The sequence below is a fragment of the Devosia sp. genome (assembly GCF_039927955.1).
Classification (GTDB): Bacteria; Pseudomonadota; Alphaproteobacteria; order Rhizobiales; family Devosiaceae; genus Devosia.
Window position 1 is genome coordinate 1 of the sequence record NZ_JBDSUA010000031.1, and the last position, 16,690, is coordinate 16,690.

General features: G+C 62.4%; 15 protein-coding genes. 3 read left to right on the plus strand and 12 right to left on the minus strand.

Annotated elements, in window-relative coordinates:
• Positions 1–124 precede the first annotated feature (124 nt).
• From ABIT12_RS09240 to ABIT12_RS09295, 12 genes are all read right to left on the minus strand, one after another.
• Positions 125–1,357: a peptidoglycan DD-metalloendopeptidase family protein gene (locus ABIT12_RS09240; protein WP_348046260.1), complete on the minus strand. Its 1,233-nt coding sequence runs from the start codon at positions 1,355–1,357 to the stop codon at positions 125–127.
• A gap of 302 nt (positions 1,358–1,659) precedes the next feature.
• On the minus strand, positions 1,660–2,427 hold the full coding sequence (gene surE / locus ABIT12_RS09245) for a 5'/3'-nucleotidase SurE (protein ID WP_348046262.1): 768 nt from the start codon (positions 2,425–2,427) through the stop codon (positions 1,660–1,662).
• Positions 2,424–3,755: a serine--tRNA ligase gene (gene serS / locus ABIT12_RS09250; RefSeq protein WP_348046264.1), complete on the minus strand. Its 1,332-nt coding sequence runs from the start codon at positions 3,753–3,755 to the stop codon at positions 2,424–2,426. Before serS ends, surE begins: the two co-directional genes overlap by 4 nt.
• Before the next feature lie 185 nt (positions 3,756–3,940).
• Positions 3,941–4,747, minus strand: a complete 807-nt coding sequence (gene tatC, locus ABIT12_RS09255; protein WP_348046266.1) for a twin-arginine translocase subunit TatC — start codon at positions 4,745–4,747, stop codon at positions 3,941–3,943.
• Between the two features lie 2 nt (positions 4,748–4,749).
• Positions 4,750–5,454 carry a Sec-independent protein translocase protein TatB gene (tatB, locus tag ABIT12_RS09260; protein ID WP_348046268.1) on the minus strand — a complete coding sequence of 235 codons (705 nt, stop codon included), beginning with the start codon at positions 5,452–5,454 and terminating at the stop codon, positions 4,750–4,752.
• 127 nt (positions 5,455–5,581) lie between these two features.
• Positions 5,582–5,791 (minus strand): twin-arginine translocase TatA/TatE family subunit, encoded by a 210-nt coding sequence (gene tatA / locus ABIT12_RS09265; protein ID WP_348046270.1) that lies wholly within the window; start codon positions 5,789–5,791, stop codon positions 5,582–5,584.
• Between the two features lie 61 nt (positions 5,792–5,852).
• On the minus strand, positions 5,853–6,962 hold the full coding sequence (locus ABIT12_RS09270) for an ABC transporter ATP-binding protein (protein WP_348046272.1): 1,110 nt from the start codon (positions 6,960–6,962) through the stop codon (positions 5,853–5,855).
• Positions 6,959–7,630, minus strand: a complete 672-nt coding sequence (gene scpB / locus ABIT12_RS09275; protein WP_348046274.1) for an SMC-Scp complex subunit ScpB — start codon at positions 7,628–7,630, stop codon at positions 6,959–6,961. Before scpB ends, ABIT12_RS09270 begins: the two co-directional genes overlap by 4 nt.
• Complete coding sequence (locus ABIT12_RS09280) at positions 7,627–8,421, minus strand: ScpA family protein (RefSeq protein WP_348046276.1); 795 nt, start codon at positions 8,419–8,421, stop codon at positions 7,627–7,629. Before ABIT12_RS09280 ends, scpB begins: the two co-directional genes overlap by 4 nt.
• Before the next feature lie 89 nt (positions 8,422–8,510).
• Positions 8,511–10,925 (minus strand): SPOR domain-containing protein, encoded by a 2,415-nt coding sequence (locus tag ABIT12_RS09285; protein ID WP_348046278.1) that lies wholly within the window; start codon positions 10,923–10,925, stop codon positions 8,511–8,513.
• Positions 10,926–11,004: 79 nt separating this feature from the next.
• On the minus strand, positions 11,005–12,750 hold the full coding sequence (gene argS, locus ABIT12_RS09290; RefSeq protein WP_348046281.1) for an arginine--tRNA ligase: 1,746 nt from the start codon (positions 12,748–12,750) through the stop codon (positions 11,005–11,007).
• Between the two features lie 31 nt (positions 12,751–12,781).
• Complete coding sequence (locus ABIT12_RS09295; protein WP_348046283.1) at positions 12,782–13,975, minus strand: deoxyguanosinetriphosphate triphosphohydrolase; 1,194 nt, start codon at positions 13,973–13,975, stop codon at positions 12,782–12,784.
• A gap of 88 nt (positions 13,976–14,063) precedes the next feature.
• On the opposite strand from ABIT12_RS09295, the gene erpA reads away from it, so the two are divergent.
• From erpA to xth, 3 genes are all read left to right on the plus strand, one after another.
• Positions 14,064–14,414, plus strand: a complete 351-nt coding sequence (gene erpA / locus ABIT12_RS09300; RefSeq protein WP_348046285.1) for an iron-sulfur cluster insertion protein ErpA — start codon at positions 14,064–14,066, stop codon at positions 14,412–14,414.
• Positions 14,415–14,496: 82 nt separating this feature from the next.
• The gene (locus tag ABIT12_RS09305) at positions 14,497–15,600 is read left to right on the plus strand and encodes a serine hydrolase domain-containing protein (RefSeq protein ID WP_348046287.1); all 1,104 of its coding nucleotides are present in this window, start codon (positions 14,497–14,499) and stop codon (positions 15,598–15,600) included.
• Positions 15,601–15,663: 63 nt separating this feature from the next.
• Positions 15,664–16,443: an exodeoxyribonuclease III gene (gene xth / locus ABIT12_RS09310; RefSeq protein ID WP_348046289.1), complete on the plus strand. Its 780-nt coding sequence runs from the start codon at positions 15,664–15,666 to the stop codon at positions 16,441–16,443.
• Positions 16,444–16,690 lie beyond the last annotated feature (247 nt).

Consider the following 16,690-nt stretch of genomic DNA (forward strand, 5'->3'; position numbering starts at 1 on the left):
CGCTCCGCTGGAGCGGTTTGTGGCTGCGCCACTACCTCCAAGTCCCTCAAGGGGAGAGGGTAGAAGAGAAGAAACAAAAACCCCCGCCGGAGCGGGGGTTTCCACGAGTGGCCTCGTTAGTCGTTTAGCCGGCCAGCAGCGGCACCGGATCAACCGGGGTCGCGCCCTTGCGCAGCTCGAAGTGCAGTTGTGGCTTGCTGACCGACCCGGTCATGCCGGCAGCGCCGATCGGATCGCCGCGACCGACAACCGCGCCCTTGGCAACGCTCATCGATTTCAGATGCGCATAGGCCGAGACATAGCCGTTGGCATGGCGGATCAGGATCAGGTTGCCATAGCCTTCAACGCCAGAGCCGACATAGATCACGGTGCCATTATCGGCGGCCTTGACGGTGGCGCCTTCGGCCGCTTCGATATTGATGCCGGTGGCCTTGGAGGCGGCGAAATCGGTGATCACGCGGCCGCTGACCGGCCAGCGGAACTTGTCGGAGGCAGGTGCGGCCTGTGGAGCAACAGCGGGAGCCGTTGCCACCCGTACTGGAGCAGCGACGGGTGCAGCCAGCGGCTTGGGCGCAGTGGCCAGCTGGGGTGCGGCGGGCAGTGTTCCAGCTGTGTGCTGGGCTGGCATCGGAGCGTTCCCAGCGCTGGCAACCTGCGGCGCGGCGGACTTGGCCAGCAGATCGGCACGACCCGGAATGATGATCGACTGGCCGACCACGATCTTGTCGGGGGACGACATGCCATTGGCCTGCACGATGGACTGGGTGGTCACATCGTATTTGCGGGCGATGGTATAGAGCGACTCGCCGCCGGCAATGGTGTGCTTGTAGACATTGCCACCGGCCGGGGCCGCTGCGGCAGTGGCCAGAGGCGAAACAGGCACCATGGTTGGCGTCGAAAGATTGGTTGGAAGGCTGCCCAGAGCGGCTGTCCGGGGCGTGACGGCTGCCGGGGCAAGGTTCTGCTGAGCGGGCATGGCTTGCTGTGATCCCATTGGAGATGAATTGAGGACTGGAAGGTCTTGCGAGGATACGGTGGGCGAACCGCCCGCCATGGGAGCCATTGGCGTCATATAACCAGGCTGCGCTGCCGGATAAGCCGTTGGCGCGCCATAGCCGACATTGGCTGGTGGCAGGAACTGGGCTTCTGCGGTCTGCATCCCCGGAGCACCAAGGCCGGCCGGCATCGGCTGGTTGATATTTCCGGGAGAAGACTGGGCAGTGGAGCCGGTCACGGTGGGATCACCGAACGCACGGCTACCCAGCGCGGTACAACCTGAAAGCGCTACGGCACTGACCATAACGCCTGCAATCGCAAGAGCGCTCTTTTGCGCCCGACGGGATACGCGGATACTCATAGGGACACTCGTACGCAGGTACTCAACACAAGATTGAATTTAGGCGCGTAAGGTAAAGACGAGTTTAAGGCCGCTGCGATTTGCGCAAAAGCTGACGGCAGGGATTCTGGATTGGGTAAGGTTAAGGGCGCAGCGCGCCGATCTTCCCTTCTCCCCTTGAGGGAGAAGGTGGCGCGCAGCGACGGATGAGGGGTTTCTTGCTTCAGCGGCGGTGCATGCGGAAGCAACCCCTCACCCTGATTTTCTGCTGGACGCAGAAAATCTGTCCCTCTCCCTTAAGGGGCGAGGGAAGGCAGAAGCCGCTAAAGCGTCAGCTTACCCTGTAGCCGCGCCAGTGTGCTCATGTCGGTCTGGGCGAGCGCCAGTGGCGTTACGGTGATGGCGCCATCGCGGCGCAGCACTTCGAAATCGTGGGCGGGATCGAGCGGCAGCGGCGTTTCGGGGATGGCGATAAAGAACTTGCCGGCGTTGTCGCTGGGGTAATAGCGGAACACCGAGCGCGAAAACCGCTGGTGCGGAACCACCTGAATACCGGCGACATCGTCGGGCGGACAGTTCGGGAAGTTGACGTTGTAATAGACCGCGTGACCTTGGGCCTGAGCGAGGATGGTGCGCACGACCGACAGGCCGTGGCGGATCGAATTGGTCCAGTCGACGCCATGGCCGCGCTGGAAATCGATCGACTGGCTCATGCCGATGCCCAATGCGCCCTGCAAGGCGGCTTCGCGCGCCCCGGCCACGGTGCCCGAGCAATTGATCAGGTCGCCCAGGTTCTGGCCCTGATTGACGCCGGACAGCACCAGATCGGGAGCCTTGCCGCCCAGCAGGTGGGTGTAGCCGGCCACCACGCAATCGGCGGGCGAACCGCCGACCACGGCAAAGGTCTGCGGGCCGCGCTGGTCAAACGACAGTTCGCGGCCGAGGGTAAACCGATGCCCTGCCCCGCTCTGGTTGCCATCGGGGGCCACCACCCAGACGTCCTCGGTCAGCCCAAGGGCGATCTGGCGAATGACTTCGAGGCCGGGCGCGTCAATGCCATCATCATTGGTGATGAGGACGCGCAGGCTCACCCGCGACCACCGATCGAGGTCAGGCCGCCCATATAGGGCTTGAGCACGTCAGGGATCAGCACCGAGCCGTCTTCCTGCTGGTAGTTTTCCATCACCGCGATCAGGCAGCGGCCAACCGCCGTGCCCGAGCCGTTGAGCGTATGCACGAAGCGCGGCGCCTGCTTTTCGCCAGCGGGGCGATAACGCGCATCCATGCGGCGCGCCTGGAAATCGCCGCAGACCGAGACCGAGGAAATCTCGCGATAGGTGTCCTGCCCCGGCAGCCACACTTCGAGATCATAGGTGCGCCTGGCGCCAAAGCCGATATCGCCGGTACACAGGTCCATGACCCGATAATGCAGGCCGAGGCGCTGCAGCACCGTTTCGGCGCAACCCAGCATCCGCTCATGCTCGTCGATCGAAGTTTCGGGCGTGGTAATCGACACCATCTCGACCTTGTTGAACTGATGCTGGCGCAACATGCCGCGCGTATCGCGGCCAGCGGAACCGGCTTCAGAGCGGAAGCATGGGGTCAGCGCGGTGAAGCGGAGTGGGAGTTCTTTTTCCTCCAGCAGCGCTTCACGAACCATATTGGTCAGCGGCACTTCGGCGGTTGGGATCAGCGCCAGCCGGCTTTCGCCATGCGGCGTAAAGAACAGATCGTCCTCGAACTTGGGCAACTGGTTGGTGCCGAACAGCGCATCATCCTTCACCAGCAATGGCGGCTGCACTTCGAGATAGCCATGCTCGGTCGTGTGCAGGTCCAGCATGAACTGACCCAAGGCACGCTCCAATCGAGCCACCTGCCCCTTGAGCACGACGAAGCGGCTGCCGGAGAGTTTGGCGGCGACTTCGAAATCCATCTGGCCCATGGCTTCGCCGATCTCGTAATGCTCCTTGGGGGCAAACGACAGCACCGGCTTGGGGGCACGGACCTTGGCGGCGGTTTCGGCACTGCCGTTGCGGCCGAAATATTCGACATTGCCGTGTTCATCGACGCCATCGGGAATATCGTCGAACACCAGATTGGGGATGACCGACAGCGCGTTGCGCAGTTCGAGTTCGATCTCGCGTTCCTGCGCTTCGCCTTGTGGAATGCTTTCCTTGAGGCTGGCGACTTCGGCCATCAGCGCGGCGGCCCTGGCTTCATCCTTTTGCGCCTTGGCCTGGCCGATCTGCTTGGACAGCGCATTGCGCTTTTCCTGCGCTTCGTTGAGGCGCAGGATGATATCGCGGCGCCTGTCATCGATGGCCAGCAGATCCGCCGACCGCACCGATACGCCCTTGCGGCGGGCAACAGCCCGGTCGAAGGTTTCGGCATTGGCACGGATCCATTTGATGTCGAACATGCTGCGCCGGGGTGCAAACCCCGCCTCTGGCTGGTGTGGTCGATGTTGAGCTTGTCTAAGGGCGGGAGCGCGTCGCCGCAATCCCCCCCAAACTCGATGTCATTCCGGCGCAGGCCGAAATGACACCGTAGGTGGGGCTTGCCTGGAGTGAAGCATCTGCCCCTCAAGTTGGGGAAAGTAAGCCCCTACTTCATCAATTCCGCTTCCTGCTTGGCCAGAGCGGCGGCGCGGCGGCGTTCGACCAGGCGAACGGAGATGATTGACAGCTCGTAGAGCAGGTACATCGGGATCGCGAGGCCGATCTGCGAGATCGGATCGGGCGGCGTGATGATGGCGGCAAAGATCAGGATGCCGACAATGGCGTATTTGCGACCGGCCTTGAGCGTCTCGACGCCGACCAGATCGATCTGCGCCAACAGCGTCAGCACCACCGGCAACTGGAAGCAGACGCCGAACGCCAGGATCAGCGTCATGGCAAAGCCCAGATATTCCGAAACGCTGACCAGCAGTTTGATGTTGTCGGTCTGCATGCTGGCAAAGAAATGCAGCGCCATCGGCAGCACGGCGAAATAAACCAGGCATCCGCCGAGGAAGAACAGCACCGGCGTCGCCACCAGGTATGGCAGGAACGCCTTGCGCTCGTGCTTGTAGAGGCCCGGCGCCACGAACATATAGAGCTGGGTGGCAATCATCGGGAAACCGAGGAAGATCGCCGTGAACAGCGCCACATTCATATAAGTGAAGAACTGCTCTTGCGGCGCGGTCGAGATCAACTGCGCGTTGGGCACGGCCCTGAGATAGGGCTGCAGCAGGAAATCATAGATATTGCCGGCAAAAATGAAGGCCACAACCATCAACACCACCAGCGTTGCCGCCGAATAGATCAGCCGCTTGCGCAGCTCGATCAGATGTTCGAGCAGCGGCGCCTCGCTGCCAGCCAGCTCATCCTTGGGTTCGCCGGATTTGTCTTCGATCTGGGGTGCATCGACCATGATCATGCGTCCCCGGTCTTCACGTCAGGTTTTTTGGCTACAGGCTTCTTGGCCGCCGGCTTTTTGACGGCAGCGGTTGCGACCGGTGCAGCAGCCTTCTTCGGTGCCGGTTTGGCGGCAGCCGGGGCCATATCGACGGCCTTTTTCGCGGGGGCCTTCACTGACTTGGCGGGCGTTATCGGTGCGGCAGCTTTCCTGGCGGCAGGCCTCGCCGCAAGGACTGGCGCGGGCACCGTGGCGGAAACCGGCTGCAACTCGGTGGTCGTCACCGTGCTCGCGGGAACTGCCTTGGCTTTGGCGGCACGCTTTGGCTTGGCCGCCATCACCGGCGAGGCCACCGTCGCCGCAGCAACTGGCGCGGCAATGCCAGCAGCGGCCTTGATTTCGTCGACGACGCTTTCAACCTTGGGATTGGTCGGTTTGATGACGCCCGACGGCTGTACCCCGGTCGAGGTCAGCGTGTTGAATTCCTTGCGGATTTCCTCGGTGGTCTTGCGCAATGGCTCGGTGATCGAACTGCGCAGATTGCGGATTTCATTCAGACCGGTGGTCTTGTTGATTTCGCGCTGGAACTCGCTGCCCATGCGCCTGATCTGGCCAACAATTTTGCCAACGCGCGCCATGACGACGGGCAAATCTTTCGGACCGATGACAATCAGCGCCACGACGCCAATGACCAGCATCTCAGTCCAGCCGAAACCGAGCATAGAGCAATTCCCTTAGAGCGTTGCCAGCAAAAGTGGACACCACTTTTGCGGTTCGGAAACGCGACCAAACAGACTCCGAATGCAGCCTGACGACGGCGTCGACCGCCGCTATATGCGAAAGACGCTATTAGGCGTCTTTGCTCTTGTCGACTTCGCGGGCGTCGATGGTCGACGCGGTGTTGATGTCGGCAGGCTTGTCGTCGTCCTTCATGCCCTTCTGGAAGGCCTTGATACCGGTTGCCACTTCGCCCATCACGCCGGAGATCTTACCCCGACCGAACAGCAGAACGACGACAACGGCGACGACGAGAATGCCCCAAATTCCTGGCGCGTGCATTTTAGGCTCCTTCAGATTGGTTCGAACGCGTTACACGCGGTAATTAGCCTGAGAAATAGGTTTAATCGCGCCCAAACACAAGAACGTGTTCCGGGTTGAGCGCAAGGAATACTTCCTGCCCGACAAAGAGCGCCACATTGGTGCGCTGCCGCACCCCGACCGGGCTTTCGATGCCGTTCACTTTGACCTCACAGATATCGACACCGATGGCGTCGCGCTTGCTGACGATACGCCCCAATACCCCCGGCCCCTGCTGCGCTATTTCGACGCCCCCTGCGGGTCTGATGGCGACTGTGACTTTGGCGCCATCGGCAAAGCCGGGCGTCGCCACCGGTCCCAGCGGGGTTGGCGCAAAGCCATTGTCGACCACCGAGTCGATTTCGCTCAGCGGCGAGAAAAACCGCGCGGCGCTAAGATCGACCGGGTTGCGATACACTTCCGCCGCCGTGCCGATCTGGGCGATGCGGCCATGGCGCAGCAGCGCCACCCGATCACCCAGCACCATGGCCTCTTCGGGGTCGTGAGTGACGATCAGGCTGGTGGCATGGGTTTCGCGCAGCACCGCCAGGGTTTCCGTGCGCACAGTTTCACGCAGCCGCGCATCGAGGCTGGAGAATGGTTCATCGAGCAGCAGCAGGCCGGGACGCGGCGCCACGCTGCGGGCCAGCGCCAGCCGCTGCTGCTGGCCGCCGGACAGCCGGTGCGGATAGTCATCCTCGCGCTCCTGCAGCCCGACGCGTTTCAGGGCAGCACGGCCTTGTGCCAAAGCGGCGGTCTTGCCCAGACCCTTGAGGCCGAAACAGACGTTCTGCAGCACGCTCAAATGCGGAAACAGCGCAAAATCCTGAAACATCAGGCCGATGCCGCGCTTGTCGGGCGGCGTGGTCTTATGGGGCGCGGAAACGATCTGATCGTTGATCCGCACCGTGCCGCCATGGACTGGCTGGATGCCCGCCGCCACGCGCAGGGCGGTGGATTTGCCGGAGCCGGATTCGCCAAGCAAGCAGACGATCTCGCCCGGATTGAGCTGCAGGTCGAACGTGTCGAGCACGACACGGCCACCCAGCACGACATCGACCGCTTCGAACTTGAGCGCCGATGCGAAGCTGACGCCGGAGGTGCCACGGGCGCCCCAGCCGCTCAATTCATTGCGCGCTTCACTCACACTCATGGCTCTGAACTGTCTTCCGTATCATCGCTCAAGCCCAGGTCATCGGGCTCGAGCGGGTCTTCATCGTCGCGCAGGCCACCATCGAACGGCAGCGGGATCTGCATCGAGGCCGGCGGGCGACCAGAGAGCAGCCCTGCCCCCTTGAGTTCTTCCAGCCCCGGCAAGTCACCCAGGCTTTCCAGGCCGAAATGGTCGAGAAACCCATCCGTGGTGCCATACGTCACCGGGCGGCCCGGCGTGCGGCGGCGGCCACGCATCCGCACCCAGCCCGCTTCCATCAATATATCGATGGTGCCCTTGCCGGTTTCAACGCCGCGCACTTCCTGGATTTCGGCGCGCGTCGCCGGCTGGTGATAAGCGATGATGGAAAGCGTTTCCAGCGCCGGGCGCGACAGTGGCTTGGTTTCGTGCTCCTCGCGGCGCAACAAAAAGCCGAGGTCTTCGGCGGTGCGGAACGCCCACTTGCTGCCACGCTGCACCAGATTGACCCCACGCCCGGCATAACGCGCCGACAACAGGCCGAGCAGCGCCTGCACATTGGCACCCTCGCCCAGATAGCTCGCCAGTTGTTCAGGCCCCAGCGGCTCGCTGGAGGCAAACAGCAGCGCCTCCAGAATGCGCAGATTGCGTTCGGCAATCTCGGTGCGGTCGTCATCGTTATCGCTCACGCGTTGCCACCATCGCTCTTGCGGCGGCGCATCAGCAGCGGCGCAAACGCCTCGCTCTGGCGCAGATCGATCTTGCCCTGCCGCACCAGTTCGAGGCTGGCGGAAAAGCTCGAAGCACGGACAGTGGCGCGCTCGGCGGGTGTGGAGAGATAATCGGCCAGGTACTGGTCCATCGGCACCCAGTCAAAACTGTCGCCAATCAGCCGCACCAGGATGTCGCGCGCATCCTGCAGCGACCAGACAGTGCGCTGGATCGGGGTGTAATCGGTCGAAATGCCGCGTTCGCGATTGGTCGAATAGGCCTTGAGCAGATCAAACAGCGTGGCTTCCCAGATGTTCTGGCGATCCACCACAATCGGCTCCGGCGCGCCACGGGCATAGACCTGAAATCCGAGACGGGGCCGGTTCATCAACTGGCTGGCAGACCGGCGCATGGCTTCCAGGCGCTTGAGCCGGAATTGCAACATCGCGGCCATCATCTCGCCGGACGGTTCATCGTCATCGGCGGCCTGCGGCACCATCAGCCGGCTTTTCAGATAAGCCAACCAGGCCGCCATCACCAGATAGTCGGCGGCGATTTCGATGCGCTTTTCGCGGATGGTTTCGATAAAGCTCAGATACTGTTCGGCCAGCGCCAGCACCGAAATGGCGGCGAGATCGACCTTTTGCCGCCGCGCCAGATCGAGCAGCAGATCGAGCGGGCCCTCATAGCCGGCGACATCGACATACATGACGTCATCGTCGGCCACAGCCTGCGGCACATCGAACCAATCTGCCGGAACGCTCGTCATTGCCGCAATAGCCACTTCAGGAGAAATCACGCCAAACCTTGGCGTTTTCAACCCAAGGGCGTCAAGCGGCAATGCTGGCGATCAGACAGCTAGAGCGCGAAGCAATCGCCGCCATTGGCCTTGACACTGCTGCACAACGCGGCTGCATCCTGCCGGGACTGTGCAGGGATGCGCACGCGGAAGAAAATCCCCTTGGCGCCAAGATCGATGCGCTGGATTTCCGGCGACACGCCGCCAAACAGGCTGCCAAAGCGCGACTGGATCGCTGCTGCCGAGGCCTGGGCATCCGCTTGCGACCGCTGTGACGACAATTGCACATAGGCCGGGGCATTGCCGCCATTGGCTGGCGTGAGGGCCGGGTTCGACGCAACCGTGCTGGTCGATGGCTGGGCGGCCAGGGCCTGTGCCAGCGGAATTGGCGCATCACTCGCCGCACTGGCAGCAGCCGCCACCGGAGCGGGCTTGGGCAGCGCGCCATTGGCAACCGCCGTGGCGTTGGTCGCGCTCAACGGCGCGGTGTCGACAGTCGCCGCCGGCAGGTCAACATTGGTATTCTTGAACGTAGCCGGACGCACCATTGGCACCGGAGCGGTCTTGCCGGCAATCGGCAAACCGGCAGTATCAACCGCAGCTACGGTCGAACCCGGCACAACCGGGGTCGTCGTCGCGGCAACTGGCGCTGCCGCGACCGGTGTAGCAGTGACCGGGGTCGCAATAACAGGGTTTGCAGCCGCCGCCAGCAGCTCCGGCGAGGCTGTTTCAGCACCCGGAACGGCAGGCACATTAGGGCGATCGACCGGCAGGATGGCAGTGCCGGCGACGGCTTCATCACCGCTGACAATCGTGCCATCCGGACGCACGGTCACTGTACGCACCTTGCGATTGGCAAGGCCGTCATCATTGGTTGGCGCTGGCGCCACCTGGGTGACTTCACCGACATCGGCCTGATCACGCGACAGCAGTTGCTCTTGGCTGCCGTTCGCCGTGCCATCGATTTCATTGAACACCACCGATTGCTTGGTGTCATCCACCACCGGCTTGGCCACCGGAGTCTGCTTGATCGGCGCAGCATCGGCAACCAGCTTTGGCACCACACCGTCGGTGCGGCCGCCCAGCCCGAGCACCCAATAGAGGCCGAGGCCCGCGACCAGCAGCAGCGACATTGCCACCAACGGACCGGCAATGGCGCGGAATGCGCCACTGGAGGAGCGCTTCTCGCGCCGTCCGCGCCGTTGCACCGCCGGTGATTCATCATCGGCCTGCGCCGGCTCGGCCCATCCGACCTGAGCGCCGGAGGCCCTGACGGCTTCCAGCACGGGATCGTCCATAGCGAGGTCATCGGGCGACATTGCCGGAACGGGACGGGCGACCTCTGGCTCGGCAAGGCTGCGCAATGCCGGGCTGGCGACCGGACGAGCGGCGCGCTGATCCAAATCGACCCGCACGGCCTGCCCGATCAGGCTCTCGATCTCATCGATCGGATCGGTGCCCGAAAACTCGTCCCGCTGCATGCGCGGTGGTTCGTAAGCCATCGGCTCTTGCGGCAGACGGACCGGGTCATAGGCCTCCGGTTCGGGCGCGACGGTCGGCTCAGGCGCGACGGGGGCAACGACGCGCTGTGGGCCGCCAAGCCCGAAGATCGGCGCGATATTGAAATTGTCATCCACCACGGGCTGCTCTGCCATCGACTCGGGCGCTACAACCGGGGCTGGCGCCATCTTGACGGCGGGCGCGGCGGGAACATCCCGCTGCACCGGCGCTCGGGCAACCGGCGTCAGATTAACGGCACGCACATTGGCGCGGCCAACCAGCGCCCCATTGGCGGGACGCGGCGAGTTCACCTGCGTTGGCGTCCAGCTGCGCACCACCGGCCGATCAACCGGTTGATCCTCGCGTGGGGCGGGTTCAGGCGAGGGCTGCGGCGCTGGCGTCTGTGCTACCGGCGCGACAGCAATCGGAGCCGCAACCGGTGTCGGCTCAGGGGCATAGGCTTCGGGCATTTCAGCGGCAATTAGATCGGCAATGGAATCGTGCGGTGCGGGCGCGCTCGGCGCAACGGAAGGCGTCTCGGGCACCACGACACGCGGAGCCTCGGACCCCAGGCGGCTGACCGGTGCCTCGGGGCGCAGTGGCGGCATGCCGAAATCGAACTTGAACGGCTCGACCTTTTCTTCAATCGGATCAAACAGCACGCGCGTTTGCGCCGCAGAAGCAACTGGCACAGGTGGCAAGATGGGCTCTACCGGGGCACTGAAATCAAACCGCGGCGTCGGCGCGCCACCAAAGTTCATCCCGGGAATGCGAACAACCGGCGTTGGAGACTGCGGGACAACCGGCGCAGGCGCGGCCTGCTGTACAACGGGCGCATCGGCGGGCTTGGAGGCAACCGGCGCCGCACCGCGATCAGTATGCGCGTCCTGGGCCATCAGCTTGGCCAGTTCGGCAATCAGATCATCGGAACTATCGGTTTCGCCGGATACCTGCTGCGATTTCGCTGTCGTCATGAAAGCAGCGCCCTCTATGTTACTGAAACGATACGCCTAAGGGGCATTTGTCGCCAGTTTTCACATTATTGCGCCCGAATTATGAAAGCTCCTCGGGTGCGGAGACCCCCAATATCCCCAGGGCATTAACAATGACCTGACGGACAGCATCGACGAGGGCGAGTCGGGCCAGCGTCAGTTTCGGATCGGATTGGTTAACAAATCGTAACTGCGGGTCATCCTTGCCCTTGGCCCAGAAGCCGTGGAACGCCGCTGCCAGCTCATGCACATAGAATGCAACACGATGCGGCTCATGCGCAACCGCCGCCGCAGCCACCGTGCGCGGCCATGCCGCCAGCACCCGCACCAGGTCCAGTTCGGCCGAGGTGACAATGCGTTCGAACTCGGCCGACTTGAGCGCGTTAGGCCCAAAATCCAGCGCCGGCAGCTCCTTTTCCGCATTGCGGAAGATCGAATAGGTCCGGGCGTGGGCGTATTGCACATAGAATACGGGGTTGTCCCGGGTCTGTTCCTTGACCAGCGCGAAGTCGAAATCCATCGACGCATCGTTCTTGCGGTAGCACAGCATGAAGCGCACGGCATCGGCGCCGACTTCTTCCACCACATCGGCCAGCGTCACCAGATCACCAGAGCGCTTGGACATCTTGAACGGCTCGCCGTTCCGCATCAGCCGCACCAACTGGCAAATCCGCACGTCGATTTCGGCTGCGCCGCGCGACACCGCTTTCACCGCCGCCTGCAGCCGCTTGATATAGCCCGAGTGATCGGCCCCCAGAACAATGGCCATGTGGTTGAAACCACGCAGGAACTTGTTGCGGTGGTAAGCAATGTCGGCGGCAAAATAGGTATAGGAGCCGTCCGACTTGATCAGCGCCCGATCAGTATCGTCGCCATAATCGGTCGCCCGGAACAGGGTCTGCTCACGGTCTTCCCAGTCTTCGGGCAGCTGCCCTTTCGGCGGCTCCAACCGGCCTTGATAGACCATGCCCTGCTCGCGCAGCCAGGCCAGCGTCAGTTCGATATCGCCGCCGGGGCCGTGCAACTGCCGCTCGGAAAAGAAGAAGTCGTGGTGGATCTTAAGCTTGGCCAGATCCGCCTTGATCAGTTCCAGCATCGCCGCCAGTACCCGATCCTTGACGATCGGCAGCACCTCGCTGTCGGGCCTGCCCAACAGGCTATCGCCAAACTCTTCCTTAAGCGCCTGCCCCACCGGGACCAGATAGTCGCCGGGATAAAATCCGGACGGGATCTCGATGGTTTCGCCCAGCGCCTCGCGGTACCGCAACAGGGTTGACCCCGCCAGGGTATTGATCTGGCTGCCGGCGTCATTGATGTAATATTCCCGCGTCACATCGAAGCCGGAATAGGCCATCAGCGCGGCCAGGGTATCGCCGAACACCGCGCCGCGGGTGTGCCCGACATGCATCGGCCCGGTGGGATTGGCCGAGACATACTCGATATTGACGGCTTCGCCGCCGCCCAGATTGGACTTGCCGAAATCGGCGCCCTGCTCCGCAATGGTGCGCAGCACCTGATGCCAGATCGAATTGGCCAGCCGGAAATTGATGAAGCCCGGACCAGCGATTTCCACCGATACAACGTCCGGGTCATTCTTGAACACGTCAACCAGCGCCGTCGCCACGTCGCGCGGATTCTTGCCCAGCGGCTTGCTGACCAGCATGGCGGCATTGGTGGACAGATCGCCATGGGCCGGATCGCGCGGCGGCTCGACCACGAGGCGCGACAGCAATTCGTCGCTTACCTGCGGATAGAGCACTTTGAGCGCATTGGTGATGCGCGCGCTGAAGAGGGCGAAAACGTCCATGATATACCTGACCGTAGAAGAGGTGCCGGGACTAACGGAAATCGGGCCTAGCGTCAAACAATCGGGCATACTCGTCGAGCGCATAGGGATCGGTCATGCCGGCAATGAAGTCGGCAATGATCCGGGCCTGTGCCACATCGCCCTGTGCGGCGGCAACATCGATGCCCCAGCGGCCCGGCATATCCAGCGTATCGGTGTAGCGCTCAAACAGCCCGGCAACCACCGCCTCGCTCTGGCGCACCGGACCCATCACCGCATCGTGGCGATAGACGCGCTGAAACAGGAACAGCTTCAGACCGCGCTCGGCCTTGGCCATGGCATTGGAAAACCGCACCAGTGTTTTGCCGGCGTGGCGGACATCGTCCGAGGTCTTGACGCCACTGGTTGCAATTTCTGCACTGGTGGTGGCAATCACATCCTCGATGCTGCGGGTGATCAGGCGGCGCTGCACCTCATGGGCCTGCCGGTTGCTGGCAATATCGGGATAAAGCTCCAGCACCTCGCGCACGATCGGCCCGACCAACGGCACGTCGATCATGTCGCGCAAGGTAATCAACCCCGCCCGCAGTGCATCATCGATATCGTGGGCATTGTAGGCGACATCGTCGGCAATCGCCGCCGTCTGCGCCTCAAGGCTGGCATGGGTTGAAATCTGCAAATCCTGGCTGGCCGGAATATCGCTGACGCCGGCAGGCAGGCCCTCGCTGGCATACTTGCCGAACGGGCTGCCATCGGCATTGGTCAGCGGACCGTTATGCTTCAGAATGCCTTCCAGCGTTTCCCAGGTCAGGTTGAGCCCATCATGCTCGGCGTAGCGGTTTTCCAGCCGGGTCACTACGCGCATCGCCTGCACATTGTGGTCGAACCCGCCCATTCCGGCCATCTTGGCGTGCAGCACCCGCTCCCCGGCATGGCCGAAGGGGGTGTGGCCCAGATCGTGCGATAGCGCCACGGCCTCGGCCAGATCCTCATCCAGCCGCAAGGCGCGGGCCATTGAGCGCGCAATCTGGCTGACTTCGAGCGTGTGGGTTAGCCGGTTGCGATAGTGCTTGCCATCATGATGCAGGAACACCTGGGTCTTGTGCTGCAGGCGGCGAAACGCCGTGGAATGGATGATCCGGTCGCGGTCACGCTGATATTCCGAACGGGTCGGGCTGGGGCCGGTACTGTAGAGCCGGCCGCGCGATTGCTCGGGATCGGAGGCGTAAGGAGCGCGATCACTCATATCTGACAACAAGACCCTTTTCTTTACCGGCAAGAGTTACTATTTTAGCCTGACACTTATGGCACTATCTCAACGCCATGGAAGCCCAATGACCGATCTTGCCCTCGCCTCGTCCGAAGTCGTTTTGACCGATCGTGCTGCCAAGCGCGTCTCGCGCATCCTGTCCAAGGAACCGGAAGGCACGGTACTGCGCATTTCGGTGGCGGGCGGCGGCTGTTCCGGGTTCCAGTACGAATACAATCTCGTACAGGAAAAGCCGGCCAGCGACGATATCGTTCTGGCCAAGAACGGCGCTGTAGTGCTGATCGATTCGATGAGCCTGGAATTCATGGGCGGCGCCGAAATCGACTTCTCCGACGACCTGATCGGCCAGTCGTTCCAGATCAAGAACCCGAACGCCGTGGCGTCATGCGGCTGCGGTACTAGCTTCGCGGTTTAGGCCAGCCTGAAAACATTGTTGGTCGGCAGCGGGACAAAGTCCGACGCGCTGACTATGCTCCCGATCAAAAGGGAGTTTTACCATGACTTTGGAATCGGGCCTCGACCGCACTATCGACGCTGCACTCGCCGACAGCAAAATCGTCGGCTGCGTCATTCGGGTCGGGCAGCATGGCAAAACGGTTTACCAGCGCGCCGCCGGCTATGCCGACCGCGAGGCCAAAACGCCGGTCAAACCCGACACCATTTTCCGCCTGGCCTCGGTGACCAAGCCGCTCGTGGCGGTCACGACGCTGGCAATGGTGGATGAAGGCAAACTCGGGCTGGATGATGCGGTTTCCGATCACCTGCCCTACTTTACGCCAAAGTTTGCCGGCCGCACGGCAACGATCCGCATTCGCCACCTGCTGAGCCACACTTCAGGCCTGAGCTACAGCTATCCCGACAGCGAAATCTCCGGGGGCCTCGCTGATACTGATCTGGATTTCGAAACCAACTTTCCCCGCCTTGCCGCGCGCGACTTGAACTACGAGCCGGGCACCGCCTGGGAATACTCCATGGCCATCGATGTGCTCGGCGCGGTGGTGTCCAAGGTGTTTGGCGGCACGCTGGAACAGGCCGTCCAGCATTACGTTGCCGGGCCGCTCGGGATGGCCGATACGGCATTTCACGTTACCGACATATCCCGGCTGGCGGTGCCCTATGCCAACGCTCCCACGGGTGCGATCCGCATGGCTGACAATCATCCCTATACCGAAGACAACGGCGGAATTATCTCCTTTTCGCCGGCCCGCATTTTCAACAAAAAAGCCTTCCAGTCGGGGGGAGCCGGCGCGGCCAGCACCCCTAACGATATCTTCAAGTTCCTCGATACCCTGCGCGCTGGCGGTGCGTCACTGCTCAAGCCCGAAACCTTCCAGGCCGCTGCCTCCAACCAGATCGGTGAAGTGCCCCGCGACGACGCCGGCCAGCGCTTCGGCTTTCTCAGCGCCGTGCTGGTCGATCCCATCGCCGCCAACAGCCCGCAAAGCATCGGCACCCTGAACTGGGGTGGCATTTATGGGCACAGCTGGTTCATCGATCTCGCCAAGGGCCTGACGGTCACAATGATGAGCAACACCGCCCCTGAAGGCTGCAACGGCAAATTCACCAGCGATATCAGGGACGACGTTTACCGGGGGCTTTAAGCGGCCTGCGGTTGCCGCGAGCTATATTGGCCGCTAGTTTCGTATCACCCGGGAGATCAAAGCATGCGCATTGCGACGTGGAACATCAACGGCATCAGGGCGCGGCTGGAAGTGCTGCTGACCTGGCTGGCCCAGGAAAAGCCCGACATCGTCTGCCTGCAGGAAATCAAGAGCGTCGACGAAGCCTTCCCGCGCGCCGAAATCGAGGCGCTGGGCTATAATGTGGAAACCCATGGGCAAAAGAGCTGGAACGGCGTCGCCATCCTGTCGCTCATCCCGTTCGATGAAGTGCATCGTGGCCTGCCCGGCGACGACGCCGATGAGCAATCGCGGCTGATCGAAGGCGTGTTCTCGGTGGAAACCGGCGCCATTCGCGTCTGCAATATCTACCTGCCCAACGGCAATCCGGCCGATACTGAGAAATTTCCCTACAAGCTCAGGTGGATGGATCGTCTGATCGCTTTTACCGAGGAGCGGCTGGCCTTTGAAGAGCCCTTCGTGCTGCTCGGCGATTTCAACCTGATCCCGACGCGCAACGATGTGCATGACCCGGAGGCCTGGTGGGGCGATGCGCTGTTCCGCCCCGAGAGCCTGGAAAAATTCCGGCGGCTCAGCAATCTGGGGCTGACCGACGCAGTGCGCGCGGTGACCGACGAGCCATCCTATACGTTCTGGGATTTTCAGGCCGGAGCCTGGCGCCGCAATGCCGGCATTCGCATCGATCATCTGATGCTGTCGCCGCAGGCTGCGGACCGGCTGGATGGGGTGACCATCCACAAGGACGTGCGCGGCTGGGACAAACCGAGCGACCATGTGCCGGTCGAGGGGCAGTTCAGTTTTTGAGGGTTTGAGCGCCTGTACATCGTGGCTCTCATCACCCCCTCCCTTCCCTCCCCACAAGGGGGAGGGTGAACCCGGTGGGTCTAGCTAGATAGCGCCACTAACTCGATGCCACCCTCCCCACAAGGGGGGACTGTTCACTTTGGACTCAGTTTGAGATTTCGGTTGAAGAACAGGGCAAGTGTCACGTCGAGCATCTGAAGTGTTTTGGAGGCGCGTTTGGATCGGCGGGTGAACCGGGCCAGGTTGT